Source organism: Falsochrobactrum ovis (assembly GCF_003259955.1).
GTDB lineage: Bacteria > Pseudomonadota > Alphaproteobacteria > Rhizobiales > Rhizobiaceae > Brucella > Brucella ovis_A.
Window position 1 is genome coordinate 492,570 of record NZ_QLMK01000001.1, and the last position, 26,891, is coordinate 519,460.

Consider the following 26,891-nt stretch of genomic DNA (forward strand, 5'->3'; position numbering starts at 1 on the left):
AAAGAGCGGTCCATCGCATGGACCGCTCTTTTCATGGCAACGGTAATTAATTATTTTTCATCGCATCCACGACTTTACTCGTCCATGCGCCTTCGGGTTTTTTGGTAATAACCGGGTCCGATCCGCCGCCAAGCAAGATTTCCACTGTGCGATCCGCTGCGGCAACATCCAACGTGCCGTCAGAATCTCCCAGCAACTTGCCGATCTCTCTCACCATGCGCTCTTGAACTTCCTGCGTTTGTGCGCCTGATGCATCATTGTCGAGTACAATTTCCGCAGCTTCGGCCGGATTTTCTGCCGCATATTTCCAGCCTTTCATTGAGGCGCGAACGAAACGAGCAAGCTTATCGACCATTGCGTCGTCTTCGAGACTTTTTTCGAGCACATAAAGCCCATCTTCAAGCGTTGCCACACCCTGTTCTTCATAGGGAAAGACGACAAGCTGATCTTCCGAAATACCGGCATCAATCACCTGCCAATATTCATTATAGGTCATGGTGGAAATACAATCGGCCTGTTTTTGGATCAGCGGATCGACATTAAAGCCTTGCTTGAGCACCGTCACGCCGTCAGGCCCACCATCAGTTGGAATGTTGAGATGGTTCATCCATGACAAAAACGGATATTCATTGCCGCCAAACCAGACGCCGAGTGTGCGGCCTTTAAAATCTTCCGGCTTGGTAATGCCAGATTCCTTAAGACAGGTCAGCATCATGCCGGATTTTTCAAAAGGCTGGGCAATATTAACCAGCGGCACGCCCTTTTCGCGTGTGGCGAGCGCGGATGGCATCCAATCGACCACCACATCAGCGCCCCCACCTGCAATCACCTGCGGTGGGGCCACATCTGGACCACCCGGTTTGATTTCGACGTCCAGCCCTTCTTCTTCGTAAAATCCCTTATCCTGAGCGACATAATAGCCTGCAAATTGTCCCTGCGTCACCCATTTGAGCTGCAAGGTCAGCTTATCAGCAGCCAATGCAGTCCCTGACAATAGCCCCATTGCCAGCCCTGCCGTAAGCAAGATTGCCTTTTTCATTTTCGTTCTCCTCTGGTGAACATAATCCCCGAAAACTCTACGCTTTCAAAAAGATTATGCGTTTGCCCGCCGGCTCCGCCTTATTTTGACGGATGCCGGATTTCTCAGCTCCTCCGATAGGAGGGATGCCAGAAAGTCATGCGTCGCTCGACCAGTGCGATCAGCCCATAGGATAGCGACCCCGCAAGTGCTGCGACGAAAATTTCTGCCCAGACCATATCCACATTCATGCGCCCGATTTCAGCAGAAATACGAAAACCCATTCCGACTACGGGCGTGCCAAAAAACTCTGCCACAATGGCCCCGATCAGTGCCAGAGTGGAGTTGATTTTCAGAGCGTTGAAAATAAAAGGCTGTGCTGCAGGCAGGCGCAATTTAACAAGCGTTTGCCAATAGTTGGAGCCATAGGTTTCCATCAAATCACGCTCCATCGCACCGGTGCTGGCAAGTCCCGCAACGGTATTCACCAGCATTGGGAAAAAGGTCATGATGATGACCACGGCAGCTTTTGACTCCCAGTCAAAACCAAACCACATCACCATGATAGGCGCGACACCGACGATCGGAAGTGCCGCCGCCAAATTACCCAATGGCAGCAAGCCTTTGCGCAAAAACGGAATGCGATCTGCAACAATAGCCGTTAAAAACCCCAGCCCACAGCCTGCCACATAGCCGATGAGAACGGCTTTGAGGAATGTTTGGCGAAAATCTGCCCACAGGATCGGAACCGAGTCGACGATCCGCGTCCAAATCGCCGATGGAGCGGGCAGAAGAACGGAAGGAATTGAAAACAGCCGCACCGTTGCTTCCCAAAACAACAGCATGGCAATGCCAAAAAGTGCCGGAACGGCAATATCAAGAATTTTTTGCGACCGGGCATTCTTCGCTTTGAGGCTCGACACCCGAGCAACAATGAACCATGAAACTACAATCAACGCGACCAAAGAAATGACGTTACCTATCATGAAAACGCCCTTTCTGGTCTTGCGCCCATGCGGCGATTAACAATACGCGCGCCGATCCCCACCAGCCCAACCAACACGCCTGCCATGAGAGCCGCCACAATCAGCGCGGCCCATATTTGCACCGTCTGACCGTAATAAGAACCGGCCAGAAGCCGTGCGCCAAGCCCGGCCACGGCACCAGTTGGCAACTCACCGACAATTGCACCAACGAGACTGATCGCAACCGCGATCTGCATTGAGGTGAATAGAAATGGCATTGATGCTGGCCAGCGCAATTTCCAGAAAACTTGCGAGCGGGACGCATTATAGGTTTGCATCAGGTCAAGATGCATCACATCGGGCGAGCGCAACCCCTTCACCATACCGACCGCGACCGGAAAAAATGAAAGATAGGTTGAGATAAATGCCTTAGGAAATAAACCAGATATGCCAACAGCATTGAGCACCACAATAATCATTGGCGCGATCGCAAGAATGGGCACCGTCTGCGAGGTGATAATCCACGGCATCAGGCTTTTATCGAGCGTGCGTGAATGAACAATCCCAACCGCAAGCAACACACCCAGTGCCGACCCCATCAGAAAGCCAAGAAGGGTCGAAGAAAGCGTTATCCAGCCGTGATAAACAAGGCTTCTTTTCGATGTGGGTTTGACGTCAAAAACCGATTTCCAAATTTCATTTGCCACCTGATGCGGTGCCGGTAAAACTGGCCGATCCTGTTTCATCGTATTGGCAAGCAGAGTGGATGTGGAAATTTCAGCACCCGCTCTTGCTGCCTGATCACGCTCAAAAGGCGCGTTTAAATAGGCGGCAAGCGCATACCACAGCGCGATTATGACGAGCAGCACGGTCGTGACTGGAAAAAACTTATCGCGTAAGAAGCTTTTCATCGCTGCTCTCCGCACTGTTTTCTCAAACTCCGCCGCCTATTCATGGATATGCCCCAGTCGCAACCCTTCGCGCACCCGATGCGCAATTTTAAGAAATGCTTCTGAATCGCGAATATCCAGCGTCCGATCCGGCCCCAAATCGCAATCAATGATTTCATGAATTCGCCCGGGGCGAGGGCTCATCACCACAATGCGCGTTGAAAGGAACACAGCCTCCGGTATGGAATGGGTAACGAAAATTACGGTTTTGCGTGTTGCCGCCCATAATTTCAGCAATTGTTCATTGAGGTGATCGCGGACAATTTCATCAAGCGCCCCGAATGGCTCGTCCATCAACAGCATGTCGGGATCAAAGGATAGAGCGCGCGCAATGGATGCGCGCTGCTGCATGCCTCCCGATAGTTGCCATGGATATTTTTTGCCAAACCCGGAAAGATTAACCAATGCCAGATTTTTTTCGATACAGGCTTTCCGCTCAGCTTTGGAATAGCCCATGATTTCAAGCGGTAGGCCGATATTGTCCTCAATCGTGCGCCAGGGAAAAAGTGCTGCCGCCTGAAACACATAGCCGTAAGATCGGTCGAGCCGTGCCTGTTCCGGTGACTTGCCGTTCACGCTCACGGCCCCCGTAGTGGGCTGTTCCAGATCGGCCACCACCCGCATTAATGTTGTTTTGCCACAGCCCGAGGGCCCAATAAAAGAGATGAATTCGCCGCGTTTAACGCTAAGGTCGATATTGGAAAGCGCATGCACCGGCCCGTCATTGGTTTCAAACACCAATGACAGGTTTTTTATGTCAATAACGCTTTGCCCATTTACGTCGCCCCGCTCCGGGGCCATGCTTTCAATCCTATTCATGCGTGGTTCCCGAAGTTGAGCTATGGTCATGTCTTCAGACCCCGATTGGCATATGTTCGTCGCTGCGCTCTACTTTGCGCGGTGCAACGATTTCTTTCCACTGTGACAAGGCCCGATTAACCGCACTGTTGGGTTCGCGCTCAATAAAGCGGCCATCGCCGGGCTGGGCAGTGACCTCGCCTTTGTCATAGGCTATTCGGCCAAGTGATATGGTCTTGACCGGTAGCCCGGTCAGTTCAAACCCTTCGAACACATTGTAATCAATGGCGGAATGCTGTGTTTTTGCGGATACAGTCTTGGTCGCTTCCGGATCCCAGATGACAAGATCCGCATCCGCACCGGGCAAGATCGCGCCTTTTTGAGGATAAATATTAAGGATCTTGGCGATATTGGTCGAGGTCACCGCCACAAATTCATTGGGTGTGAGCCGCCCCATGCGTACGCCTTGCGTCCAAAGAACGGGCATACGCTCCTCAAGACCGCCGGTTCCATTCGGAATTTTTACGAAATTACCAACGCCAAAGCGTTTTTGCTCGGTAGTGAAAGCACAATGATCAGTTGCCACAACTTGAAGAGAACCCGAGGCCAGCCCAGCCCACAAACTGTCCTGATTTACCTTGTCGCGAAATGGTGGCGACATCACGCGGCGTGCAGCATAATCCCAATCAGCATTGTGATATTCGCTTTCATCCAGCGTTAGATGCTGGATTAGCGGCTCGCCAAAAACGCGCATACCCTTTTGCCGTGCACGGCGGATGGCTTCATGGCTCTGCTCGCATGAGACATGCACAACGTAAAGCGGAACGCCGGCCTGATCGGCAATCATAATAGCGCGATTGGTGGCTTCCCCTTCCACTTCCGGCGGGCGGGAATAGGCATGGGCCTCTGGACCATTATTGCCCTCGGCCATCAATTTGGCCTGCAATTGCGCGACAATATCGCCATTTTCTGCATGAACCAGCGGCATGGCACCAAGTTCTGCACAGCGTTGAAATGAGGCGAACATCTCGTCATCATTGACCATCAGCGCGCCTTTATAGGCCATGAAATGTTTGAAAGTGTTGATGCCACGCTTCACCACTTCGGCCATTTCATTAAATGTGCGCTCGTTCCACCCGGTGATTGCCATATGGAAGGAATAATCGGTCCGCGCCTTGCCTGCTTTCTGGAACCATTCCTGAAGCGCTTCAAGAAGATTGCCTTCTGAGCTTGGTAACACGAAATCGACGACCATGGTTGTGCCGCCTGAAAGGGCTGCAGCAGTTCCGGTGTCAAAATCGTCGGATGAATAGGTTCCCATAAAGGGCATTTGCAAATGCGTATGCGGATCAATGCCGCCGGGCATGATATAGCAGCCTGAAGCGTCAATGATTGCATCGCCGGTAAGATCATCGCCAATCGCAACGATCTTTTCGCCTTCGATCAATATATCGGCTTTATAAGTGCGGTCCGCCGTGATGACAGTACCGCCCTTGATGACCTTGCTGGCCGCATTATTGGCATTCCGTCCCATCGTTCGTCGTTCCCCTTTTTGGTTTTATTGCGAACACTGAACAGTATTGGTGCCTTTAGTCTAACTTACAATTTCGGCAGTCTCCAATACAGCATGAAGCAGCACATCGGCCCCAGCCGATGCCCATTCTTTCGAAATTTCTTCGTCCTCATTGTGGCTTAGCCCATCAACACATGGGCACATAATCATAGCGGTTGGAGCAACGCGATTGACCCAACAAGCGTCGTGCCCCGCGCCCGAAACAATATCGCGATGGCTATAGCCCAGCCGGTCGGCAGCATTGCGAATGGCCTCGACGCAGCCGGTATCAAATGTCACCGGATCAAAATGACCTGCCACTTCAATCTCAATACCAAGGCCAAGTTCCTCGGCAATTTTCGCCGATTCCGTCTCGAAACGCTGCTTCATAGCGTCAAGTGTTGTTTGATTGGGCGAGCGGAAATCCGCAGTGAGGATGATCTGTCCCGGCAATACATTGCGCGAATTGGGCGAAACCTCGATATGACCAACGCCACCCACCGCATCCGGTTGATGCGCCATGGCAATTTCATTGACCAGTTGCAAAATGCGACCAAGACCAAAGCTCGCATTGCGACGCATTTTCATCGGCGTGGAGCCCGTATGCGCTTCTTTGCCGGTTAAAGTCACCTGCAGCCACCAAAGTCCTTGCCCATGGGTGACGACGCCAATATCCTTGTTTTCCGCTTCAAGTATCGGACCTTGTTCGATATGAAGCTCATACATGGCGTGAATTTTGCGCTTGCCGACTGGCTCATCGCCTTTCCAGCCAATGCGCTCTAACTCATCACCAAATTTCTTGCCCTTAGCATCTGTGCGCTCATAGGCCCAATCTTTGGTATATTCACCGGCAAAAACACCCGATGCGAGCATAGCAGGCGCAAAGCGCGTGCCTTCCTCATTGGTCCAATTCACCACGACGATGGGGCGTTTTGTTTTGATATTCATATCATTGAGAGTGCGAACGACCTCAAGTCCTCCAAGCACGCCCAAAACCCCGTCAAATTTGCCACCCGTGGGCTGCGTGTCGAGATGGCTGCCCATATAGACCGGATCTGCGTCTGAATCCTCACCCGGGCGGGTGAAGAACATATTGCCCATGGTATCGACTGCCATGGTCATGCCCGATTTTTCACACCAGTTCTGAAACAGCTTGCGCGCTTCCCCATCCTCATCCGTTAGCGTCTGGCGGTTATTGCCGCCGCGCAGTCCGGGGCCAATCTTCGCAATTTCCATGAGGCTGTCCCACAGGCGATCGCCATCGACACGAAGATTATTGATTCTGGGATTATTGCTGAGCTTCATTCGCCCCCGCTCCACATTTAATATGCTATAAGGTAGCTATTCTTCACTATAGCATCATATTGTTCCCGTGACCTGGCTCCGTGGCCCCATAGTTTCACAATCAATTGCAAAAACTTGACTAGTTGATCAAAATGCAGGCTAGAAGAGCCTTCGATCACGGTCAAGCAGTTTATGAATTAAGGCTGCACAAAGGTATTATATGGTCATCGAATCCGATACTGACGAAGCAGCCCGCGGCGAAAAGACCGATGGCGCCACACGCATCCAAGGCATCAACCGCAGGCTCATCCTTGATGCCGCTCTGGAGGTCTTTTCCAATTACGGGTTTCGCGGCTCGACCGTGGATCAGATCGCTGAAAAAGCAGGAATGTCCAAACCCAATCTGCTTTACTATTTTCCACGCAAGCAAAATATTTACGTAACTGTTCTTGAAGAAATTTTGGCCGAATGGCTAGAGCCGCTCGAAAATATTAATCCAGACGGTGATCCGCTGGTCGAATTGCGTGGTTATATTGCGCAAAAGATTGAAATGTCAGCAAATAAGCCGGAAGCATCCCGCCTTTTTGCAAATGAAATCCTCCACGGCGCCCCGGCTATTTCCAACTTTCTAAAAACCCATTTGAAAGAATTGGTTGATGAAAAGGCCACCATTATTCATCAATGGATCGAGCAAAAGCGCATAGCGCCCGTCGATCCTTATCATCTGATCTTTACTATCTGGGCTGTCACGCAGCATTATTCCGACTTTTCAGTACAGATCAGCGCTATTCTTGGCGCGCGCGCCGCAGAACCTGATTTTTATGAAAAAACCGCCCATTCTATCGCCGCCATCATTCTTGATGGCGTGCGTCCGCGTGCTGAAGCTTCAGAAGAGTAACGGCAGCCAATATAGCTAGCGATAAGATGAACGCCGGGCGTACCCGGCGTTTTAATTATTCTGCGGCTTCCTTCACCGCCATTGGATTGTTTGGATGCGTAGTCCAATTGGCATAATCGGGCGCAATCGGCTCTTTTGTACGCGGGTCATATCCTGCAATCTGTTCCATAGTGATGCAGTTTTCGACCGGGCAGACATTGACGCAAAGATTGCAACCAACGCATTCCTCGTCGATCACTTCAAAATGACGAACGCCATCAACCATCGCGGTTATTGCCTGATGTGAAGTATCTTCGCAAGCAATATGGCAGCGTCCGCATTTTATGCAGAGATCCTGATTAATCACTGCTTTGGTGACATAGTTCAGATTGAGATATTGCCAATCTGTAACCTGACCCACCGCACGGCCCTGAAAATCCTCAAGCGAGGTAAAGCCCTTGCTATCCATCCAGTCGGACAGGCCGTCGATCATCTCTTCCACGATCTTAAAGCCATAAGTCATAGCAGCCGTGCAGACCTGAACAGTGCCACAGCCAAGCGCGATGAACTCAGCCGCATCTCGCCATGTCGAAATGCCGCCAATGCCCGAAATCGGCAAGCCAGCCGTTTGCGGATCGCGCGCAATTTCTGCGACCATATTCAAGGCAATTGGCTTAACAGCCGGACCGCAATAGCCACCATGACTTCCGCGTCCGTCAATGGTTGGGACCGGAGCGAAATTGTCGAGATCAACCGAGACGATCGAATTGATCGTGTTGATCAAGGAGACCGCATCCGAACCATTAGCGAAAGCCGCACGTGCAGGATGACGCACATCGGTGATGTTTGGTGTAAGCTTTGTGATCACCGGCATGCGGGTATATTGCTTGCACCATCTAACGACCATGCCGACATATTCAGGCACTTGGCCAACAGCCGCACCCATGCCGCGCTCGCTCATACCATGCGGGCAGCCAAAATTAAGCTCAATCCCGTCCGCACCCGTTTCCTCAACCAGCGGCAGAATTGCCTTCCATGCTTCTTCCTCGCAAGGAACCATGATGGACGCGATCAAGGCCCGGTCTGGCCAGCGCATTTTGACCGCTTTCATCTCGCGCAAGTTAACTTCCAACGGGCGATCTGTGATCAATTCAATATTATTGAATCCCAGCAAACGCCGATCAGCACCATGGATCGCGCCATAACGCGGCCCATTGACATTAACAACCGGCGGGCCTTCAGCACCAAGCGTTTTCCAAACCACGCCACCCCAGCCGGCTTTAAAAGCCCGCTCGACATTATATTCCTTATCTGTTGGTGGCGCAGAGGCCAGCCAAAATGGATTGGGTGATTTGATGCCAAGGAAATTCGTTGATAAATCAGCCATATTATATCCTCCTCAGCCTTGCTTGCCTGAAAGCCAACTGCCTGATGTTGCTGGCTTATTTGGAGAAATCGTGTGGTGAACCCCACCTGCCAATATAGCTTCGGCAACACCTTCAGCCGCTTCCGGCTGTTTCATCAGCGATGCATGGATTGACTCCGCAGCGATTTTGCCATCCTCCACTGATGCCACGGTAAGATCCTGCCCACCAGCAACGCAATCACCCCCGGCCCAAATGCCCTCAACGGATGTGCGGCGCTCATCATCAACGCTGATACGACCTTTTGAAAGCGCAATTCCCGCGCTCAGTAATGGTTCTTGAATGAAATTCTGACCAATGGCCTTAAAGACTTGATCAGCTTCCAGAACCAAATATTCGCCTGTGCCTCTAAGCCGCCCCTCGATAGTGTCCGTATATTCAAAGACGATTGAATGCACTGTGCCGTCGTCATTGCGTTCGAGCGAATGGGGCTGCAACCAGTGGCGGATCGTCACGCCGTGAATTTGCGCCAGCTCTTGTTCATATGCGCTGGCATTCATGCTTTCCTGCCCACGTCGATAGACAATAGTGACGTTTTCAGCCCCAAGTTTTTTGGTCTGTATCGCAATGTCGATTGCGGTCATGCCACCGCCAATGACAACCACATTGCGCCCCACCGGCAGCATGGAAAGATCTTTTGCCTGACGTAGATTGGCAATGTAATCAACGGCGTCGAGCACATTGGGTGCGTCTTCACCAACCAGATTGAGATCATTTACGCCGGGCAGCCCCATAGCAAGAAAGACTGCGTCATAATTGGCTTGCAACGCATCCAGCGTGATATTCTGGCCCAATATTTGATTATATTCGATCTGAATGCCACCAATTTTCAGCACAAAGTCCAATTCGCGCTGAGCGAAATTATCGACGGTTTTATAGGCAGCAATACCATATTCATTGAGCCCGCCACCCTTGGGCCGGGCTTCAAAAATCGTTACCTGATGACCATAGGTTGAAAGCCTGTGCGCAGCCGAAATTCCCGCAGGTCCAGCCCCGACAATGGCGATATGCTTGCCCGTTTCAGGCGCCCGTTTGAACGGATGTAGACCCTGCGCCATGAGAACATCGGTGGCATAGCGTTGCAGATACCCGATCTTGACCGGCTTTCCTTCTGCCACTTCGCGCACGCACACTTCCTCGCAGAGTGTTTCCGTCGGGCAAACCCTCGCGCACATGCCGCCAAGAATGTTCTCATTCAGGATCGTTTTTGCGGCGCCGACTGGATTTCCCGCATTGATTTGCCGAATAAACAGCGGGATATCAATGCTGGTCGGGCAGGCCTGCATGCAAGGCGCATCATAGCAGAAATAACAACGATCAGATTCAACCAGCGCCTCATGTTGAGATAGCGGCGGATGTAGATCATCAAACACATGCGCATAGGCATCTTCTGTGAGCCGAGCGCTGCGAATATCTGGACCAGCCGCATTAATGGATGAATTCGCTGCCGATCCTCTCTGTGAAGGATTCATGGATAGCATCTCCCATCTTGCTAATGTTTTGACGCGGGTTCCCTTTGCGCGCCGCAACTATGCATCCGGCTGCGATCTTTTTTGCCGCTTACGCCGATTAAAGACAGGATGACAGATTTTTTCAGAAGGTCAAATTTTTTATCATCTGGTCAATTTATATCGCTAGGATAAGATACCGCCAACTCGCGCTCAATCTGCCGACAAAGCATCAACCGCCGCCGCTTCCGCAATATTTGCAAAAAACCGGTCGGCAATTTTGCGCGCCACTGATCCTAAAAGCGTTGTGCCAAGCTGTGCGATCTTGCCGCCCGCATCTCCGCGGATTGCATAGGAGAGCACCGTTTCTCCATTATTTTCTTCTAGTGTCACATCGGTTGAGCCATGCGCAAAACCGGCAATCGAGCCTTCGCCTCTGCCTGAAATCGTATAGGAAAAAGGTGGGTTCATATTGGAAAGTTCGAGCATTCCGTGAAAGCGCACCTTGAAAACGCCCAGCCTAACCTTGAGAGCTGCCCGTATTTCGCTATCTGAAATCCGTTCCAAATCTTCGCAACCCGGAATAGATTTTTTCAATGTTTCAATATTGTTGAGCGCATCCCATACAGCCTGCCGGGGTGCGGGTATATGTTCTTTACCGGTTAGGTCCATGCTTTGCTCCATATTACCATGCTTTGCCCATATTAAATGCGTCATCGCTGGCCCGTAGACAGAACCCAAAACCACGCTAATTTGATGCATATGCATATATTGACCAGCATCAAATGAAAAATTTGAAACTTTGATGCTGCAAACACGCATTGAAATGCTCTAATGGTAGAAATTAAATCGATTTGATTTACAGGAGTAGCATAATGGCACGAGATGCGGCGAAGCTTGACGCAACGGTCGCAAAGCTGAAACAGCACTGGGCGGAATCCGCTCCCAAGGATATGCGTGCAGCGTTTAAAGCCGATCCCAAGCGGTTTGAACGCTATTCGCAGTCCTTTGAGGATTTGCTTTTTGATTGGTCCAAATGCCGCGTCAATGACGAAACCGTGACGCTTCTGACCGAGCTTGCACAAGCCGCTGATGTTGAAGGTCGCCGCGCAGCAATGTTTGCGGGCGAATATATCAATAATACTGAAGATCGCGCTGTGCTGCATGTGGCCTTGCGCGACAGCACTTCTGAGCAAGTGTTGGTTGACGGACATAATGTTCTGCCAGACGTTAAGGCTGTGCTCGACCGTATGGCCGCATTTTCGGACGGTATTCGTTCAGGTGCGATCAAAGGCGCCACGGGCAAGAAAATCACCGATATTGTCAATATCGGCATTGGCGGTTCGGATCTTGGCCCTGTCATGGTGACGCTGGCGCTCGCCCCTTATCATGATGGTCCGCGCACTCATTTCGTCTCCAATATTGATGGCGCGCATATTGCTGACACGCTTTCGCCGCTTGATCCAGCCACGACGCTGATCATCGTTGCATCCAAAACCTTTACCACTATCGAAACCATGACCAACGCGCAGACAGCGCGCAAATGGGTGGCTGATGCATTGGGCGAGGCAGCAGTTGCTGCGCATTTCGCTGCGGTTTCAACCGCACTGGATAAGGTCGCAGCATTCGGTATCGATGAAGAGCGTGTTTTCGGCTTCTGGGATTGGGTAGGCGGCCGCTATTCGGTGTGGTCGGCTATTGGGCTACCCGTGATGATCGCCATTGGCGCAGAGAATTTCCGCCAGTTTTTGGCTGGTGCTCATGCAATGGACGTCCATTTCCGCGATGCCCCGCTGGAAGAGAACCTACCCATCTGGCTTGGCCTGATTGGCTATTGGCATCGCGCCATTTGCGATTATAGCAGCCGTGCGGTCATTCCTTATGATCAGCGTTTGTCGCGACTGCCTGCATATCTGCAGCAACTGGATATGGAATCAAACGGCAAAAGCGTGACGGTGGATGGCAAGCCGGTTTCCGGCCCGACCGGACCCGTAGTTTGGGGCGAGCCTGGCACCAATGGTCAACATGCTTTCTTCCAGCTTCTGCATCAGGGTACAGATACTATTCCGCTGGAATTTATCGTGGCCGCTAACGGGCATGAAGCCGAACTTGATCATCAGCATGAAATGCTGCTGGCCAATTGTCTTGCCCAATCGGAAGCATTGATGAAAGGCCGCACGCTTGCTGAAGCGCGGGCGCAGTTGCAGGCCAAGGGTCTTGCGGAGGACGAAGTAGAGCGCATCGCGCCTCATCGCGTATTCTCCGGCAACCGCCCGTCACTCACCTTGGTGCATGATAAGCTTGACCCCTATGCGCTTGGTCGCCTCATTGCGCTTTACGAACATCGCGTATTCGTGGAAGCGCAAATCTTTGGCATCAATGCGTTTGACCAATGGGGAGTTGAGCTTGGTAAGGAGCTTGCCACCGAGCTGCTGCCCGTCGTTTCCGGGAAGGAATCGGCAGATAATCGCGACGCCTCGACGCAAGGTCTCGTTGCGCATTTGCATGCGCGCCGTAAAGCCTGATAAGAGCGAATAATAAGGTCAAGGCCGGGCGCTTTGCCCGGCTTTTTTATAGCTTGCATTATAGCTGACAATGGGAACAGCAATGAAAACGGAGTTTATCAAATTTGATGGCGATGTGCCGGGCCATGCAATCGAGCTGCGCATATTGCGCTTTGCTGGTAGCGATGCACACGCGCCGGGCGCTTATTTGCAATCGTCCCTTCATGGCGGCGAATTACCCGGCCAGGCTGCGTTACATTTTCTCGTTCCTATGTTGAAAAAAGCCGCCGATGAAGATCGTATTCTCGGTAATATCACGGTTGTTCCGCAGGCTAATCCGATAGGCTCGAACCAATGGAATTCACACCAGCATCTTGGTCGGTTTGAATTTTTTTCTGGTGTTAATTTCAATCGGGCTTTTCCGCTGCTGCCAGATTTTGATACGTCTCAATTGCCCGGTCCTGACGCGCCCGAGCCGCTGGCTCAGCGCCTTAAAGCGACCTTGCTTAAACTCGCTTTGCCCAATGAAATCGTGCTAGATTTGCATTGTGATGATGAAAGCGAAAACTACCTTTATATCGCTAAAGAATTTGTCGATGATATGAAGGATCTGGCGATAGCGCTTGGCTCGAGCGCAATTCTTGCCTGGGACACAACTGCGGATGCAGCTTTTGAAGAAGCCTGTGCGCATCCTGTGCTGCAAATCCCCGCCGATCAGCGTAATATGAAGCGCCGTGCCGTAACCACTATCGAGTTTCGTGGTTTAAGCGATGTCTATGCCGATATGGGCAAGGGCGATGCGGAAGGGCTTTATAAATTCCTTGTTCATCGCGGTGTTATTCGTGACGATAGCGTCAAGCTTGACGCTGAATATAAAGGTCTGGTGACCCCGCTTGAAAATATCGAAATGATGCGCGCCCCTCAAGGCGGAATGGTGCTTTATCACGTTGCGCCCGGCGATGAGGTGGAAGAGGGGGCTCCGCTGGTCACGATTGTTACGCAGCCCGGTGAGCCGGAACGCGACATCACGCTAACCGCGCCGCAAGCGGGACATATTCTGACCCGCCGTTCACTGCGTTATGTCCGGCGTGGCGATGATCTTCTCAAACTGCTCGGTGGAAAGCCATCTTCAGTTAAAAAACGCCCCGGTGCGCTTGAAGCATGATCAACCCGCTTTCAACAGAAAAACTGCAATCAATCCGTGCCATCTTGTTCGACAAGGATGGCACATTGATCGACTTTGACCGGACTTGGTTTTCAATCTCTTGGAGCTTGGCACAACGTGCCGCAGCGGGGGATGAAGCACGTGCTCGTTTATTGCTGGAGGCGGGTGGCTATGATTGGGAATTGTCGCGTTTTCGGGCCAATTCCGCTATCGCGTCCGGCACTGTGCATGACATTGTAACGCTGTGGCATCCGACGCTGAGCGGGGCCGAACTTGAAGCCATGATCGGCGAATATAATGATTACTGCATGGTTGAGGGCGCACGTTCTGCGGTTGCTCTGGAAGGCTTGCAGGAAACGCTTCAGTCTCTCTTTGACATGGGCTATCGGCTTGGCATTGCAACCAATGATTCCGAAGCTGGCGCTCATGCCACCGCCAAGGCGCTCGGCATTGATCATTTCTTTGATGTGGTCATCGGCTATGATACGGCAGCTCGCCCCAAACCACATGCGGACCCCTTGCTTTATTTTGCGCAAAAGATCGGATTAGAGCCTTCGCAAATTGCGATGGTGGGCGATAATTTGCATGATCTTGAAGCAGCCCATGCCGCTCAGGCTGGCTTAGCGATTGGAGTGCTTTCGGGCAATAGTCCGCGTGAGGTGCTTGAGCCTCATGCCGATTTGATACTTGATTCCATTGCTGCGCTTCCGGCCCTATTTAGCTGCGCAACTCACGCCTGAGGATCTTGCCGACATTGGTTTTGGGCAGAGAATCCCGAAACTCTATTTCCCGCGGGCGCTTGTAATTGGTCAGACGTTCCGCGCAAAATGCTTTGATTTCCTCAACCGTGAGGTTTGGATCGCGACGCACTACGAATAGTTTAACGACCTCGCCGGAATGTTCGCTGGCTATACCAATTGCAGCGGATTCAACTATTCCCGGATGCTCAGATACCACTTCCTCTATCTCATTGGGATAGACGTTAAATCCTGAAACGATGATCATATCTTTCTTGCGGTCGACGATCTTCGTATAGCCGCGCTCATCCATGAAACCCATATCGCCCGTGCGGAAAAACCCGTCAGCCATGATCGTGCGCGCAGTTTCCTCAGGCCGGTTCCAATAGCCGGGCATCACCTGCGGACCACGAACACAGATTTCGCCGATTTCTCCCAAGGGTAAATCATTCCCATCATCGTCACGAATGGCAATCTCGGTGGATGGCATGGGCAGACCAATGGTTCCGTTAAATTCCGCCTTATCCAACGGGTTTGCAGAAATAACCGGCGAAGTTTCCGAGAGGCCATATCCTTCGGTAATGTTGCAACCGGTTATTTGCGCCCAGCGCTCGGCAACTGGCCTTTGTATCGCCATGCCGCCACCGACGGTTAGCACCAATGATTTGAAATCAAGTTCAGTAAATTCCTTGTTGTTTATCAGCGCGTTAAACAGCGTATTGAGACCGGGAAGAATATGAAATGGATATTTTTTCAGCTCTTTGACCAAGGCGGGAATATCACGCGGATTAGGAATGAGAATATTGCGTGCCCCAATCCGGATGCCGATCATCGCGTTCACAGTAAGCGCGAAGATATGATAAAGCGGTAATGCGCAGATCATGTTGAGCGCTTGCGGCCGCCCTTTAATCTCAAAAGCCACATCCAGCCACAGTCGCATCTGTTCCATATTGGCCAGAATATTGGAATGTGTCAGCATCGCTCCTTTGGATGTGCCGGTCGTACCGCCCGTATATTGCAAAAATGCAATATCGTTACTATCCACCGGAACCGGGTTAAATGAGACAGCGCGACCCTGCGCAAGCGCATCCTTGAAGCGGATATGGCCGGGAATATTCCAATTTGGCACAAGCTTTTTGATTTTGCGCACAGCCAGATTGATCACATGGCCCTTTAGTCCGTGCATATCGCCCATTGAAGCGACAATAATATTGGGCACGTTAACGGCCGGTAGCGCCTTCTGAACAGTTGCTGCAAAATTTTCCAATACGATCAGAGCCTTGGCCCCCGAATCGATCAGTTGCTGTTCAAGTTCACGCGCTGTGTAAAGCGGATTGACATTAACAACCACCAAACCCGCCCGCAAAGTGGCATAAATCGCCACTGGATAATGCAAAATATTAGGAAGCATAATGGCGACCCGGTCGCCTTTGACCAGCCCGCGTGATTGTAACCATCCCGCTAGCGCTCGGGAATGCGTGTCGAGTTCTCGATAGCTGAGGTTCTTTCCCATACAGTAAAAGGCGGGGCTATCAGCGAATTTGCGACAGGACGCACCGATCATATCAGATATCGACCCGGATTTGCTGATATCGATCACAGCCGGGACCGATGGTGGATATTCTTTGAGCCAGATTTTATTATTAGCCGCATCAGAGCAAGAACGCTCCTTGTCGGAGGTTGCGTTCACTACTGACGGCGCTCCCCGAGCTTCAACTTTTTTTAAAGCGGGCTTTTTCCGGTTCGGTCGCGCAGCTTCTTTTGTCATTTTTCCCCTCAGAACGTTCCCGGGAGAAGGCCTATACCATTTCTCTTTAAAGCTTTTTGGACCGCTCCTCAGTACCAATTTTGGTCGAGTTTTGACTTCGAAGCAATAGTTGTTGTGTCCGTAGCAAGCTGCCTTGTCTTCCCCGCATAGTCGCCTGGAGAATAGATACTGCAACACGCACTCAATGCCGGCGTTTGTCGCTGACAATAAACGGATTTGCGCCCCACCTGCCTTAAAATAAAATCGCGATACCACTCGCAATTGCCCACAGGATAATCCCCGCCGGGATCAACAAGCAGGCGAGAAAAATGCCGAAGAAAACATAAATTTCTTGGTTCGGTGAGGGCCGGGTCTCTTTCGGCTTCTTTTGCCAATAACCACTTTCATCCACAAACATTGACGTTCCTCCTTCTCCCACTGCTGATTATCAGGCAAAAGAAGTGAAACTCCAAGAAAATAAAAATTATACTTTCGACCGAAATAAGATAAAGGATGAAATATACTCTTACTCTCAAAGAATCTTAGCGTTGCTCTTGATAAAGATTGCCATAACAAGTTGAAAATAAGTAATTTTACTTGCCTACTGAAATTATCGAAAAAGCAGTTTGTTCTAAAATAAGTGAAACTTGCTCGTCACTATAGCTATCAGCTTGGGCCAGGATCGTGGACCAAACGTCAGCGCTTAGTAGGCGGGCGTCGGAATAGTGGGGATTAATAAAAACTGATTGGAAAATAGCGCAGATAAAGTTCTGTCAAAGTGCCCTTTTTCTGCAGGGCTTGAAGAGCAGCATCAAATGCGTCAACCAAAGATGCTTGCTCATTGCGCGTTGCAATGGTCAGGCCAGAACCAAGATATTGCGGCGCTATATAAGGCCCATCCGTAAACGCGCAGCATTTGGCGCCCTCATCACTTTGTAGCCAGAACGATAACGTCAATCCGTCATCGAAAGCTGCTTCAATCTTGCCCTGTTGGAGCGCGGCTAGCAGCTTCGCACGGTCCGCAAAGCCTTTTGCTTTGGCGTACGGAAAATATGCTTTAAGCAATTGCTCATGCGCTGTGTTCTCTATAACCCCGATCTCTTTGCCGCTGACTGCTCTTGCTGCAGACTCATTGAAAATATTGGATTTCAGCGTAACAAAACGTGCGGGTAAGCGCAGATACGGACGGGTAAAGGCAAGCTTAGTCCGATTATTGCTATTTGGCCCCAGACCTGCGATGATCGCATCTGCTTCCCCCTTTTCCAGCCGTTCCTCCAATTCGCTCCAGGGAACGGCTTCGATCAGGGAGAGATCTTCAAGGCCCATCTGAGCGCATAAAGCCTTGGCAAGGTCTATATTGTAACCCGAAAGCAGGCCTTGAGGGTTGAGACTGTTAAAAGGAGGGTAGTCCAGCGTGGTCACAAAGCGTAGTCGGTCCGGTCGTCCAATCGACGGAAGTGGCATTCTTTCATCTTCGTTGAAAAAAAACGGTGTCCTGGGTTCGCTTTGTGCAAATGAAGGCAGGGCTGCAAACAACCCCACTAAAAGCACTATGCTGGACAGATAGGTTTTCATCATTCTTTCTTGCCGGACAGGCGATAATTTCTGGTTAATGGCAGGTCAAATGTCTTTCGAATTTCAACTTTAGAGAGTGTTTCAATTTCCAAAGAATTATAATATTCTTTCGCGATCTAAACCACTAAACAACCATAAAGGGAGAATGCGACTGAAAAAACACAAGGCTTAGAATGCTTATCAAAATAAAATTACCCGGGGGGGCAACTGATGAAAAGCATATCAAGCACATTGGATCTGCGCATTTGCAGCGCGCTTTCCGCAAGATTGGAGCGGCGCGGGATAAAGCGTTCCAGCATCACCGAAGCATATTGTGATGCGGTCCGAAATGGCACAACCTTCTGCCAAGAGATTTTACATCAATCTGGGATGACGGAAACGCTACTTTTCGAAGTAGTGGCGGAATATCTTGATCTTCCTTTCACGGACGAAGCCTCTTTTTCGCGCATTTTTGTATCCGGAGAAGAAGGCCCGGAGATATTCGTTGAGGCGGAGCAATGCCGTGTCATCGGGCCTACCGGATCGACCTGGCTATATATCGCGCCTTCAGAAAACAGCATTCAAAGACTGGCTGAGCATATCGCTACAGCGCCTGAGCTCAAGGAGCGCATAAAGATTTGCACGCCCACTTTAATCAAGCAAATCTTGCGCCAGCGTCATGAAAAAACGCTGATTGCACGGGCAGTTGAGAAGGTGCCGCAATATTTTTCGGCTTCACGTGTGCTTGAAACGCATCAGGCTTTCCTCATCGCAATGGCATTATATGCAGTTGTCGTAGCGGTCGTGATGTGGCCGGTACAAACTGTTCTGGCCCTGCATATTGGCATGACATTATTCTTTGCAGGCTGTGTTCTGATTCGCCTGCTCGCAGCCTTGTCCAGTCAGCGCTTGAGATTACCAGAAATTGAGCCATTCAACCGGCGTGAACTGCCGGTCTATACGGTTCTGGCACCGCTTTATAAGGAGGCCGCTGTTGTCGGTCAGCTGATCACTGCGCTGCAACGGCTAAACTGGCCCGCCAGTAAACTCGATATCAAACTTTGCTGCGAAATTGACGATCTGGAAACGATATCAGCTATCCGCTCGCGCGAATTACCGCCCCAATTTGAACTGGTGATTGTACCTGCCGGGGGTCCGCGTACCAAACCAAAGGCACTCAACTACGCATTGCAATTTTCTCGCGGAGAAATTGTAGCCGTATTTGATGCAGAAGATCGACCGCATCCCGATCAATTGCTCGAAGCATGGCAGAAATTTCAGCGTGGAGGTAAAAAACTGGCTTGCCTGCAAGCTCCGCTCATCATTGGTAATTTTAGCCGTAACTTTCTGACGCGAATGTTTGCTTTTGAATATGCCACATTGTTTCGTGGTTTATTGCCGTGGTTTGCCTCACAGGGATATGTCATTCCGCTGGGCGGTACATCCAATCATTTTAGACGATCAAGCCTCGAAAAGGTCGGCGGTTGGGATGCTTATAACGTAACCGAAGATGCGGATTTGGGAATGCGGCTGGCGCGTTTTGGCTACCGGATTTCTGTGATCAGCCGCGGTACAATTGAGGATGCGCCGGAAGATTATCCCATCTGGAATAGGCAGCGTACCCGCTGGATCAAGGGCTGGATGCAAACCTGGCTGGTACATATCCGCAATCCTCGCGTCGCGTGGCAGGATCTGGGTAAGGTGCGTTTTGTTATCAATCAAACCTACACTATTGGCCTGATCGGATCAGCGCTCATCCATCCATTTATGCTTTTAACTATGGTAAGCTTGATCGGAATGATGTTCTTTGGCCCGCTTATACCAGAAAATGTCTGGTTGCTGCGCATCGATGTTATCAACATTCTGATGGCTTATCTGAGTTTTCACGCATTGGGTATGCGGACAATGGAGCCCACGGAGCTAAAGGGCTATCGCTATATTTTGGTTATCCCTGTCTATTGGATATTGATCTCACTCTCGGCCTGGCGGGCTCTTTGGCAATTGGTGCACAAGCCGCATTTATGGGAAAAGACCCCGCACCAGCCGAACTATTTCTACATATCCGAGGATGCGGAACCGGCGTTTAAAAATGCAAGCCCGCTGCCAATAATGAGTTTGTCCTCAGGGCCAATAGCCTGAAGATCGCGCCCGGTATAAGGCAATGACAACAGGATGCGCCGGATTGCTGCTAATCTGGCGCGCCTTTTGTCATTTGAGCGAATGATTGTCCAAGGCGCATACGGCATATCAGTATATTCGATCATCGTATGCAATGCTGCTGAATACTCGTTCCAACGCGAGATTCCAGCAACATCCATGGGCGAAAATTTCCAGCTCTTGAGAGGGCTATGACGGCGTTCATGGAAGCGCTTGAGCTGCATTTCCTGACCAATATCAAGCCAGAATTTAAAGAGATGAATACCTTCCGATATGATCATACGCTCAAAGTCGGGCGTCTCGGTAAGGAAGGTCTCAAGCTGCGAACGCGTGCAAAATCCCATCACCCTTTCGACCCCGGCCCGGTTATACCAGGACCGATCGAAGGTTACGAATTCACCAAACGTAGGAAAATGCCGCGCATAGCGCTGAAAATACCACTGTCCCCGCTCAGTTTCCGTGGGCTTGGGTAGGGCTACGTTGCGCGCTGTACGTGGATTCATAAATTGCCGGATCGTAAAAATCGTTCCGCCTTTACCGGCAGCATCACGCCCCTCGAAAACGCTGATAACCCGCCCACCGGTGCTCTTTAGCCAATATTGCATTTTGACGAGTTCGATTTGCAGCCGCTCAAGCGCTTCTTCATAATCGTCCTTATGCATTTTCGAGGCATAGGGAAATCCCCCTGACGGCAAAGCCCGTTCCTCCACCCAGTCTGGAAGCTGGGCTTGATCAATGTCAAAAATGCGTGTTTTTCCCCCGATATGCAGTTTGATGGGTTTGACAGAAAGTTCGGCACCATAGGGAGCACTATTATGGTTCTTTTTGTTAGCTGTCTTTGAACTGTCACCCACGACCGACTCCTTTACGTTATACCTATAAGATATGGGAGAGCCGGAGGGTTTCGTAAAGCCGATGGGGCCACTTTAGTGTTAAAAGCGCTGCTCTCACCAGAATGCTAATATAGAAAGAACGCCGATGAATAAAAAAGACAGCGAACTACCTTCCGAACCGTCAAATCTGGCTTCTTTATATGCGCCGCTTTTCGGGCTTAGATGGCTTCTTCTTCTCGGTGGATTGCTGATTCTTTGTATCTTTCTACTAGATTTACCGAACTGGTTTCGGATTGCTCTGTTGTTTGTGATTTTTACCGGACTTCTTTGGGCCGCCTTCACCATTCGCCCCGAAGAGGAGAGCAAGAAAGCGGTCGATATACAGCCCGAAACGGACCTAAACCGCTTATCGGCTGAACGGCTGGCCGACATGCTCAGTGATCCGATGATCGTATTCGATCATCAGGGAACGGTTCTTTTTGCCAATGCAGCAGCTCAAAAGTCATTTCCTCCGCTTGAGAAAGGCACCGCCCTTTATCTTCGTTTTCGGGCGCCGGAAATGCATGCGCTTATTCAAGGCGTTATTGCTGAAAAAGAGCCGCGTAGTGTCGATTTTTTTGAACGCACGCCCATTGATCGCTGGTATAAGGCGCTGGTTAAACCGCTTTTCAATGGTGATAAAGGGACGGAGTTATTTGTGTTGTTTTTTCGCGATCAAACCGAAACGAGACGGATTGATCGCATGCGCTCGGACTTTGTTGCAAATGCCAGCCATGAATTGCGTACGCCCTTAGCGTCTCTGCTTGGCTTTATAGAAACATTACAAGGCCCCGCTCGAGATGATGCCGCCGCCCGCGAAAGATTTCTGCAAATTATGCAGAAACAGGCCGAGCGTATGTCACGGCTAATCGACGATCTCTTATCGCTTTCGCGCCTTGAAATGCGTGCTCATCTGGCGGTCGAAGAAAATGTCGATATGACGGCACTGCTTAATCATATCGCCGATACGCTGACGCCTTTAGCTGAAAATATGAATGTAACGATTGAACGTGATCTGCCTAACTATCCTTTGAAGGTGAGGGGAACACGCGATGAGCTTATCCAACTCTTTCAAAATCTCGTAGAGAATGCCTGCAAATACGGACAGACCGGCAAGAAAGTGATTATTTCGCTCAGTGAACAGGCCCATGAAACGACGCCAGAGGCGGTGGCTTCCGTTCAAGATTTCGGCCCTGGTATCGCTGCGGAACATTTACCCCGCCTGACCGAGCGCTTCTATCGGATAGATGTCGAAACAAGCCGCTCCCATAAGGGCACGGGGCTGGGATTAGCTATCGTAAAACATGTGCTGGCGCGCCATCGCGGCCGATTGGTGGTTCGCTCTCAATTGGGTGAAGGTTCAACCTTCATCGTGCGCTTACCGAAAATTTAACGGCCAACCAAATTTGCAATGGTCTTCGAGGCGAATAACGCGAAAAGCGAAGAAAAAACCCCGGAAGATTTTCCGGGGTTAAAAATATCTCACACAGAGATAACCTGCGATTAGCGTGCGCGACGACGCTCTGAAGCTGGCTGGAAAGCCAGTTTTGCATGATAAGTACAATAGGGGCTGCTATCGTCTGACTCATGACCGCAAAAATGGAAATCATCATGCATCGGATCACCGATCGGCCATTTGCAGGTGCGCTCGCTGAGCTGAAGAAGGTTCAGCCGACGCGAAATTGGCACAACCACATCGGATTCTGCCTGGATAACCGTTTCTGAAACCGCATCTGCAACATATTCCATCTGCAATGCGGTAGCGCCAACAGTTTTGGTGACGGTCGCGTTGCGGATTGTGGTGGTTGCCTGCGGACGATTATTATTGGTCGTACTCGTTGCAGGACGCGGCGCTGCTGCTGCTGCCGGCGTCGTATTAGCTTTTTTGCTGCGGGCCGCAGCTGTAGTGGTTTTGCCTCTACCAGAAAGTTTCAGGCGGTGCACCTTTCCGATGACCGCATTGCGGCTGACGCCACCCAGCTGTGCCGCTACCTGGCTTGCACTCAAGCCTTCATTCCATAATTTCTTGAGCAGTTCGACGCGCTCTTCTGTCCAGTTCATCGCCCTGGGCTCCAATCATTTGTCGTTAGCCGGAATCCATCAGTGCTCCCGGAGGACGCCGGGCGCAAACACTATATCTATCCGGATGACTAAGTCTGCCGCACGAAATGTAGTTTTAATGTTAGAATTAACCTACAATATCGAACGACTCCATGACAAGGGATAGCCTCGCCAGCTGGATTCCATTTTTGTGGTTTTCCCCAACTTGGGTACAAAAGACGGTTTTTCTGAGTCAATTCTACCAAAATAGAAAGTCTCTTTCGCATACACCGAATGAGGGAAAACATCTAAGCGTCTATATATCCCCGCCAAAGCCAAAATGCCAGCCTTAAGCGGTAACTTGTCGAATTGTCGCTTTCCTGCATGATCTCATGCGAAGATGATGAATTATCCGGGCGAGCTTTGATTGACATTTTTTTCGCGAACGCCAATATACGCAGGCCGCCCGGTGGGCGGTTTTTTCTTTCATCGGACGCCATGATTATTCATGCGACTGTCCGGCCTTTGCTTCGATTGGTCGAAATCGTGGCTGGGGAATTCAAATATGGGAAACGCTGCCTTGCCGGCTCGGCCGGGGCGCTGCAATTAAGGGCTAATGGAGGCCTGACTGCAATGACCGACGTGACGATTGTGCAACCGCTATACGAAACCTATAATCGTGCGGACTTGCGCTTCGAGCGAGGCGAAGGCATCTGGCTGATTACTGAAGATGGCGAGCGCTATATCGATTTTGCCGCCGGAATTGCAGTCAATTCATTAGGTCATTCCCATCCGCATCTGGTTGCGGCATTGCAGGAACAGGCGGACAAGCTTTGGCATTTGTCAAATCTTTATACGGTTCCCGGCCAAGAAAAATTGGGCCAACGCCTCGTCGACGCAACTTTTGCAGATAAGGCGTTTTTTACCAATTCCGGTGCTGAAGCGCTGGAATGCGCGATTAAAACCGCGCGGCGTTATCATTATGTAAACGGCAATCCTGAGCGCTATCGCATTATTACTTTTGAGTCCGCTTTCCATGGCCGCACCCTTGCTACTATCGCTGCTGGCGGGCAGGCCAAATATTTGGAAGGCTTTGGCCCCAAAGTCGATGGTTTTGATCAGGTAGCTTTTGGCGATGAAGCAGCTCTTCGGGCTGCAATAACTCCCGAAACCGCAGCTATTCTGCTTGAACCAATACAGGGCGAGGGCGGCCTGCGTCTGGTGCCAGATGAATTTATGCGCTTGGTGCGTCAAATCTGCGACGAAAATGGCCTGCTGATGATGCTCGATGAAGTGCAATCGGGTGTTGGTCGTACCGGAAAATTCTTTGCTTATGAATGGTCGGGCGTTTCCCCAGATATTATGGCGGTCGCCAAAGGCATTGGCAGCGGTTTTCCGATGGGCGTTTGCCTTGCAACTGCGCAAGCTGCCAAGGGCATGACCGCTGGCACCCATGGCACGACCTTTGGCGGCAATCCGCTGGCCATGGCCGTAGGCAACGCCGTGCTGGATATAGTGCTGTCTGATAGTTTTCTCGATCAGGTACAGGATACGGCCCTTGTCCTCAAACAGGGTCTGGCATCGATCATTGATCGCTATCCAGATGTGATTTCTGAAATACGTGGCCGCGGACTTTTGATGGGCATTAAATGTGTAGTGCCGAATACGGATTTGGTCCTGGCTTTGCGCAATGAAAAACTTCTCAGCGTTGGCGCGGGCGATAATGTTGTTCGTCTTTTGCCGCCGCTTGTGACGACACCTGAAGAAGCCCGAGAGGCGCTCAAGCGTATTGAGGCTGCTGTAGATCAGCTTTCTTCTGCAAAACAGACAAGCAAGACCGCGTGATATCATGACCAATGTAAAACATTTTATCGATCTCGCAGCAGTGCCCGCCGCTGAATTACGCTCCATTCTTGAGGATGCAAAAATCCGTAAAGCCCGGCTGAAGGCGGGTGAGATCGAAAAGCCGTTGGCGGGAAAAGTGCTGGCGATGATTTTCGAAAAGCCATCCACCCGTACCCGCGTGTCGTTTGATGTGGGAATGCGCCAGCTTGGCGGCGAAACTATCATGCTAACCGGTTCTGAAATGCAGCTTGGCCGCAGCGAAACTATTGCCGATACGGCAAAGGTGCTTTCGCGTTATGTGGATGCAATCATGATCCGCACAACATCGCATGATCGGATGCTCGAACTGGCAGAACATGCAACCGTTCCGGTGATTAATGCACTGACAGACGACACGCACCCTTGTCAGATCATGGCTGACATACTTACATATGAGGAACATCGCGGTCCGGTTAAGGGGAAAACCTTTGCCTGGATGGGCGATGGCAATAATGTGCTGCATTCTCTGTTGGAGGCGGCAGCGCGTTTTGAATTTAATGTCAACATCGCAACACCGGAAGGCAGTGAGCCTAACCAGCGTTTTGTCGATTGGGCTCGGTCCGAAGGCGCTCAAATTGTGTCCACAACCGATGCCCACCAGGCTGCAAGCGGTGTTGATTGCGTCGTCACCGATACATGGGTTTCGATGGGGCAGGAAGATCGCGCACGCGGTCATAATGTATTCATGCCCTATCAGGTCAATGCCGAATTGATGGCCAAAGCAGACCCTGAGGCCCTGTTTATGCATTGTCTTCCAGCGCATCGCGGTGAGGAAGTAACAGACGAAGTTATCGACGGTCCTCAGTCTGTTGTATTTGATGAAGCCGAAAACAGGCTCCACGCGCAGAAAGCAATTCTGACATGGTGCCTGCAAGGAGCCTGATTTGTCTAAAGCCGAAAAAGAATCCGTACAATCCGAAGCCGATCTTCGGGTGGATCTCAATGATTTGAACTTTGCTGGCGACGATGCCGTTGTGCCTTTTCAGGTGGAAGGGCTCGACGTGCGGGGTCGTGCGGTTCAGTTGGGTTCCAGCATTGACGCGATTTTGAAGCGACACAATTACCCCGAACCAGTGTCCCGTTTGCTGGCAGAAGCTATGGCTTTAACGGTCCTGCTCGGCACCTCATTGAAATTTGAAGGAAAATTCATTTTTCAAACCCAGTCCGATGGACCGGTTGATATGCTGGTGGTGGATTTCCGCACACCGCAATCCGTCCGTTGTTATGCGCGCTATGATGCTGATCGCGTGCAGCAGGCCGTTATTGAAGGCCAGACCAGTTCCGAAGAGCTGCTCGGTCGTGGCACGCTGGCTTTCACCGTAGATCAAGGTAGCTATATGCAGCGCTATCAAGGCATTGTCGCGCTCGACGGATCGTCGCTTGAGGAAATTGCTAGAACCTATTTCCGCCAGTCCGAACAGATTGCAACCGATGTAAAATTGAGTGTTGCAAAGCTGGTTGAGCGTGGCGAGGACGGTGCGTCCGTGGAAAAATGGCGGGCAGGCGGCTTGATGATTCAGTTCCTGCCAGAGTCAGAACTGCGTGCGCGTATGCCTGATCTTCACGGTGGCGACGGTGATGAAAGCGATGCCGCCCGGGGGCCGGATGATGATGGCTGGACCGAGGCGCGATCCCTTGTGGCAACCATTGAAAGCTCAGAACTAACCGATCCGCAAGTCGGCGTCGAACGGTTGCTTTATCGGCTTTTCCACGAGCGCGGTGTACGGGTTTATGAGCCGGTAAAGGTTTATGACGAATGTTCCTGCTCGCGCGAGAGGATCGAAAGCATGCTGGCAAATTTCAGTGCCGAAGAAATCACCGATAGTATTGAGAACGGTAAAATCTCAGTATCGTGCGAATTCTGCTCGACGCATTATGAGTTTGACCCGGCAGATTTTCAAAAATAACCCAGATA

Annotated in this window: 23 protein-coding genes; 9 read left to right on the plus strand and 14 right to left on the minus strand. The window is 50.9% G+C overall.

Features of this window, described 5'->3' with window-relative positions; genetic code table 11:
• Positions 1-46: 46 nt before the first annotated feature.
• From C7374_RS02295 to C7374_RS02320, 6 genes are all read right to left on the minus strand, one after another.
• Positions 47-1,039 (minus strand): ABC transporter substrate-binding protein, encoded by a 993-nt coding sequence (locus C7374_RS02295; protein WP_111573975.1) that lies wholly within the window; start codon positions 1,037-1,039, stop codon positions 47-49.
• Between the two features lie 104 nt (positions 1,040-1,143).
• Positions 1,144-2,004 carry an ABC transporter permease gene (locus C7374_RS02300; protein WP_111573976.1) on the minus strand — a complete coding sequence of 287 codons (861 nt, stop codon included), beginning with the start codon at positions 2,002-2,004 and terminating at the stop codon, positions 1,144-1,146.
• Entirely contained in the window at positions 2,001-2,894 is an 894-nt protein-coding gene (locus C7374_RS02305; RefSeq protein ID WP_111573977.1) for an ABC transporter permease, read from the minus strand. The genes C7374_RS02300 and C7374_RS02305 overlap by 4 nt, the downstream gene beginning before the upstream one ends.
• Before the next feature lie 36 nt (positions 2,895-2,930).
• On the minus strand, positions 2,931-3,752 hold the full coding sequence (locus C7374_RS02310; protein WP_111573978.1) for an ABC transporter ATP-binding protein: 822 nt from the start codon (positions 3,750-3,752) through the stop codon (positions 2,931-2,933).
• Positions 3,753-3,786: 34 nt separating this feature from the next.
• Positions 3,787-5,265 (minus strand): dihydropyrimidinase, encoded by a 1,479-nt coding sequence (gene hydA / locus C7374_RS02315; RefSeq protein ID WP_111573979.1) that lies wholly within the window; start codon positions 5,263-5,265, stop codon positions 3,787-3,789.
• A gap of 60 nt (positions 5,266-5,325) precedes the next feature.
• Positions 5,326-6,588 carry a Zn-dependent hydrolase gene (locus C7374_RS02320; protein WP_111573980.1) on the minus strand — a complete coding sequence of 421 codons (1,263 nt, stop codon included), beginning with the start codon at positions 6,586-6,588 and terminating at the stop codon, positions 5,326-5,328.
• Between the two features lie 199 nt (positions 6,589-6,787).
• On the opposite strand from C7374_RS02320, the gene C7374_RS02325 reads away from it, so the two are divergent.
• Entirely contained in the window at positions 6,788-7,465 is a 678-nt protein-coding gene (locus C7374_RS02325; protein WP_111573981.1) for a TetR family transcriptional regulator C-terminal domain-containing protein, read from the plus strand.
• 55 nt (positions 7,466-7,520) lie between these two features.
• Here the strand turns inward: C7374_RS02325 and preA are convergent, their stop codons facing one another.
• The 3 genes from preA to C7374_RS02340 form a co-directional block, all read right to left on the minus strand.
• Entirely contained in the window at positions 7,521-8,831 is a 1,311-nt protein-coding gene (preA, locus tag C7374_RS02330; RefSeq protein WP_111573982.1) for an NAD-dependent dihydropyrimidine dehydrogenase subunit PreA, read from the minus strand.
• 12 nt (positions 8,832-8,843) lie between these two features.
• Positions 8,844-10,340, minus strand: a complete 1,497-nt coding sequence (locus C7374_RS02335) for an NAD(P)-dependent oxidoreductase (RefSeq protein WP_111573983.1) — start codon at positions 10,338-10,340, stop codon at positions 8,844-8,846.
• A gap of 189 nt (positions 10,341-10,529) precedes the next feature.
• Complete coding sequence (locus tag C7374_RS02340) at positions 10,530-10,988, minus strand: SRPBCC family protein (RefSeq protein ID WP_111574254.1); 459 nt, start codon at positions 10,986-10,988, stop codon at positions 10,530-10,532.
• Positions 10,989-11,191: 203 nt separating this feature from the next.
• On the opposite strand from C7374_RS02340, the gene pgi reads away from it, so the two are divergent.
• From pgi to C7374_RS02355, 3 genes are all read left to right on the plus strand, one after another.
• Positions 11,192-12,841, plus strand: coding sequence for a glucose-6-phosphate isomerase (gene pgi / locus C7374_RS02345; RefSeq protein WP_111573984.1), 1,650 nt, complete (start codon positions 11,192-11,194; stop codon positions 12,839-12,841).
• 82 nt (positions 12,842-12,923) lie between these two features.
• On the plus strand, positions 12,924-13,985 hold the full coding sequence (locus C7374_RS02350; RefSeq protein ID WP_111573985.1) for a succinylglutamate desuccinylase/aspartoacylase family protein: 1,062 nt from the start codon (positions 12,924-12,926) through the stop codon (positions 13,983-13,985).
• Positions 13,982-14,725 (plus strand): HAD family hydrolase, encoded by a 744-nt coding sequence (locus C7374_RS02355; protein ID WP_111573986.1) that lies wholly within the window; start codon positions 13,982-13,984, stop codon positions 14,723-14,725. Before C7374_RS02350 ends, C7374_RS02355 begins: the two co-directional genes overlap by 4 nt.
• Here the strand turns inward: C7374_RS02355 and C7374_RS02360 are convergent.
• The 3 genes from C7374_RS02360 to C7374_RS02365 form a co-directional block, all read right to left on the minus strand.
• Entirely contained in the window at positions 14,703-16,490 is a 1,788-nt protein-coding gene (locus C7374_RS02360; RefSeq protein WP_111573987.1) for a long-chain-fatty-acid--CoA ligase, read from the minus strand. The genes C7374_RS02355 and C7374_RS02360 overlap by 23 nt on opposite strands.
• A gap of 232 nt (positions 16,491-16,722) precedes the next feature.
• Entirely contained in the window at positions 16,723-16,887 is a 165-nt protein-coding gene (locus C7374_RS16120; RefSeq protein ID WP_170130207.1) for a hypothetical protein, read from the minus strand.
• Between the two features lie 314 nt (positions 16,888-17,201).
• Entirely contained in the window at positions 17,202-18,044 is an 843-nt protein-coding gene (locus tag C7374_RS02365; protein ID WP_111574255.1) for a transporter substrate-binding domain-containing protein, read from the minus strand.
• A gap of 210 nt (positions 18,045-18,254) precedes the next feature.
• Between C7374_RS02365 and C7374_RS02370 the strand changes: the two genes are divergently transcribed.
• Positions 18,255-20,162 carry a glycosyltransferase family 2 protein gene (locus C7374_RS02370; RefSeq protein WP_111573988.1) on the plus strand — a complete coding sequence of 636 codons (1,908 nt, stop codon included), beginning with the start codon at positions 18,255-18,257 and terminating at the stop codon, positions 20,160-20,162.
• On the opposite strand, the gene ppk2 is transcribed toward C7374_RS02370, so the two are convergent.
• On the minus strand, positions 20,078-21,034 hold the full coding sequence (ppk2, locus tag C7374_RS02375) for a polyphosphate kinase 2 (protein ID WP_111573989.1): 957 nt from the start codon (positions 21,032-21,034) through the stop codon (positions 20,078-20,080). The genes C7374_RS02370 and ppk2 overlap by 85 nt on opposite strands.
• 124 nt (positions 21,035-21,158) lie before the next feature.
• On the opposite strand from ppk2, the gene C7374_RS02380 reads away from it, so the two are divergent.
• Entirely contained in the window at positions 21,159-22,445 is a 1,287-nt protein-coding gene (locus C7374_RS02380; protein ID WP_111573990.1) for an ATP-binding protein, read from the plus strand.
• Between the two features lie 110 nt (positions 22,446-22,555).
• Here the strand turns inward: C7374_RS02380 and C7374_RS02385 are convergent, their stop codons facing one another.
• On the minus strand, positions 22,556-23,113 hold the full coding sequence (locus C7374_RS02385; RefSeq protein ID WP_111573991.1) for a GcrA family cell cycle regulator: 558 nt from the start codon (positions 23,111-23,113) through the stop codon (positions 22,556-22,558).
• Positions 23,114-23,725: 612 nt separating this feature from the next.
• Between C7374_RS02385 and C7374_RS02395 the strand changes: the two genes are divergently transcribed.
• From C7374_RS02395 to C7374_RS02405, 3 genes are read left to right on the plus strand one after another with little or no spacing between them, the layout of a single operon-like run.
• On the plus strand, positions 23,726-24,937 hold the full coding sequence (locus tag C7374_RS02395) for an aspartate aminotransferase family protein (protein WP_111574256.1): 1,212 nt from the start codon (positions 23,726-23,728) through the stop codon (positions 24,935-24,937).
• Positions 24,938-24,941: 4 nt separating this feature from the next.
• Positions 24,942-25,859: an ornithine carbamoyltransferase gene (gene argF / locus C7374_RS02400; RefSeq protein ID WP_111573993.1), complete on the plus strand. Its 918-nt coding sequence runs from the start codon at positions 24,942-24,944 to the stop codon at positions 25,857-25,859.
• 1 nt (position 25,860) lies between these two features.
• Positions 25,861-26,883 (plus strand): Hsp33 family molecular chaperone, encoded by a 1,023-nt coding sequence (locus C7374_RS02405; protein ID WP_111573994.1) that lies wholly within the window; start codon positions 25,861-25,863, stop codon positions 26,881-26,883.
• The last annotated feature ends 8 nt before the right edge of the window (positions 26,884-26,891 follow it).

What these genes read in the sequence shown, in the direction of transcription:
- C7374_RS02385 (WP_111573991.1), bottom strand. Translation starts at nt 23,113, where the DNA reads ATGAACTGGACAGAAGAGCGCGTCGAACTGCTCAAGAAATTATGGAAT.
- C7374_RS02320 (WP_111573980.1), bottom strand. Translation starts at nt 6,588, where the DNA reads ATGAAGCTCAGCAATAATCCCAGAATCAATAATCTTCGTGTCGATGGC.
- C7374_RS02335 (WP_111573983.1), bottom strand. Translation starts at nt 10,340, where the DNA reads ATGAATCCTTCACAGAGAGGATCGGCAGCGAATTCATCCATTAATGCG.
- C7374_RS02300 (WP_111573976.1), bottom strand. Translation starts at nt 2,004, where the DNA reads ATGATAGGTAACGTCATTTCTTTGGTCGCGTTGATTGTAGTTTCATGG.
- C7374_RS02355 (WP_111573986.1), top strand. Translation starts at nt 13,982, where the DNA reads ATGATCAACCCGCTTTCAACAGAAAAACTGCAATCAATCCGTGCCATC.
- C7374_RS02295 (WP_111573975.1), bottom strand. Translation starts at nt 1,039, where the DNA reads ATGAAAAAGGCAATCTTGCTTACGGCAGGGCTGGCAATGGGGCTATTG.
- preA (WP_111573982.1), bottom strand. Translation starts at nt 8,831, where the DNA reads ATGGCTGATTTATCAACGAATTTCCTTGGCATCAAATCACCCAATCCA.
- C7374_RS02360 (WP_111573987.1), bottom strand. Translation starts at nt 16,490, where the DNA reads ATGACAAAAGAAGCTGCGCGACCGAACCGGAAAAAGCCCGCTTTAAAA.
- C7374_RS02305 (WP_111573977.1), bottom strand. Translation starts at nt 2,894, where the DNA reads ATGAAAAGCTTCTTACGCGATAAGTTTTTTCCAGTCACGACCGTGCTG.
- hydA (WP_111573979.1), bottom strand. Translation starts at nt 5,265, where the DNA reads ATGGGACGGAATGCCAATAATGCGGCCAGCAAGGTCATCAAGGGCGGT.
- C7374_RS02395 (WP_111574256.1), top strand. Translation starts at nt 23,726, where the DNA reads ATGACCGACGTGACGATTGTGCAACCGCTATACGAAACCTATAATCGT.
- C7374_RS02380 (WP_111573990.1), top strand. Translation starts at nt 21,159, where the DNA reads ATGAATAAAAAAGACAGCGAACTACCTTCCGAACCGTCAAATCTGGCT.
- C7374_RS02370 (WP_111573988.1), top strand. Translation starts at nt 18,255, where the DNA reads ATGAAAAGCATATCAAGCACATTGGATCTGCGCATTTGCAGCGCGCTT.
- C7374_RS16120 (WP_170130207.1), bottom strand. Translation starts at nt 16,887, where the DNA reads ATGTTTGTGGATGAAAGTGGTTATTGGCAAAAGAAGCCGAAAGAGACC.
- pgi (WP_111573984.1), top strand. Translation starts at nt 11,192, where the DNA reads ATGGCACGAGATGCGGCGAAGCTTGACGCAACGGTCGCAAAGCTGAAA.
- C7374_RS02365 (WP_111574255.1), bottom strand. Translation starts at nt 18,044, where the DNA reads ATGAAAACCTATCTGTCCAGCATAGTGCTTTTAGTGGGGTTGTTTGCA.
- C7374_RS02350 (WP_111573985.1), top strand. Translation starts at nt 12,924, where the DNA reads ATGAAAACGGAGTTTATCAAATTTGATGGCGATGTGCCGGGCCATGCA.
- argF (WP_111573993.1), top strand. Translation starts at nt 24,942, where the DNA reads ATGACCAATGTAAAACATTTTATCGATCTCGCAGCAGTGCCCGCCGCT.
- C7374_RS02325 (WP_111573981.1), top strand. Translation starts at nt 6,788, where the DNA reads ATGGTCATCGAATCCGATACTGACGAAGCAGCCCGCGGCGAAAAGACC.
- C7374_RS02340 (WP_111574254.1), bottom strand. Translation starts at nt 10,988, where the DNA reads ATGGACCTAACCGGTAAAGAACATATACCCGCACCCCGGCAGGCTGTA.
- C7374_RS02310 (WP_111573978.1), bottom strand. Translation starts at nt 3,752, where the DNA reads ATGAATAGGATTGAAAGCATGGCCCCGGAGCGGGGCGACGTAAATGGG.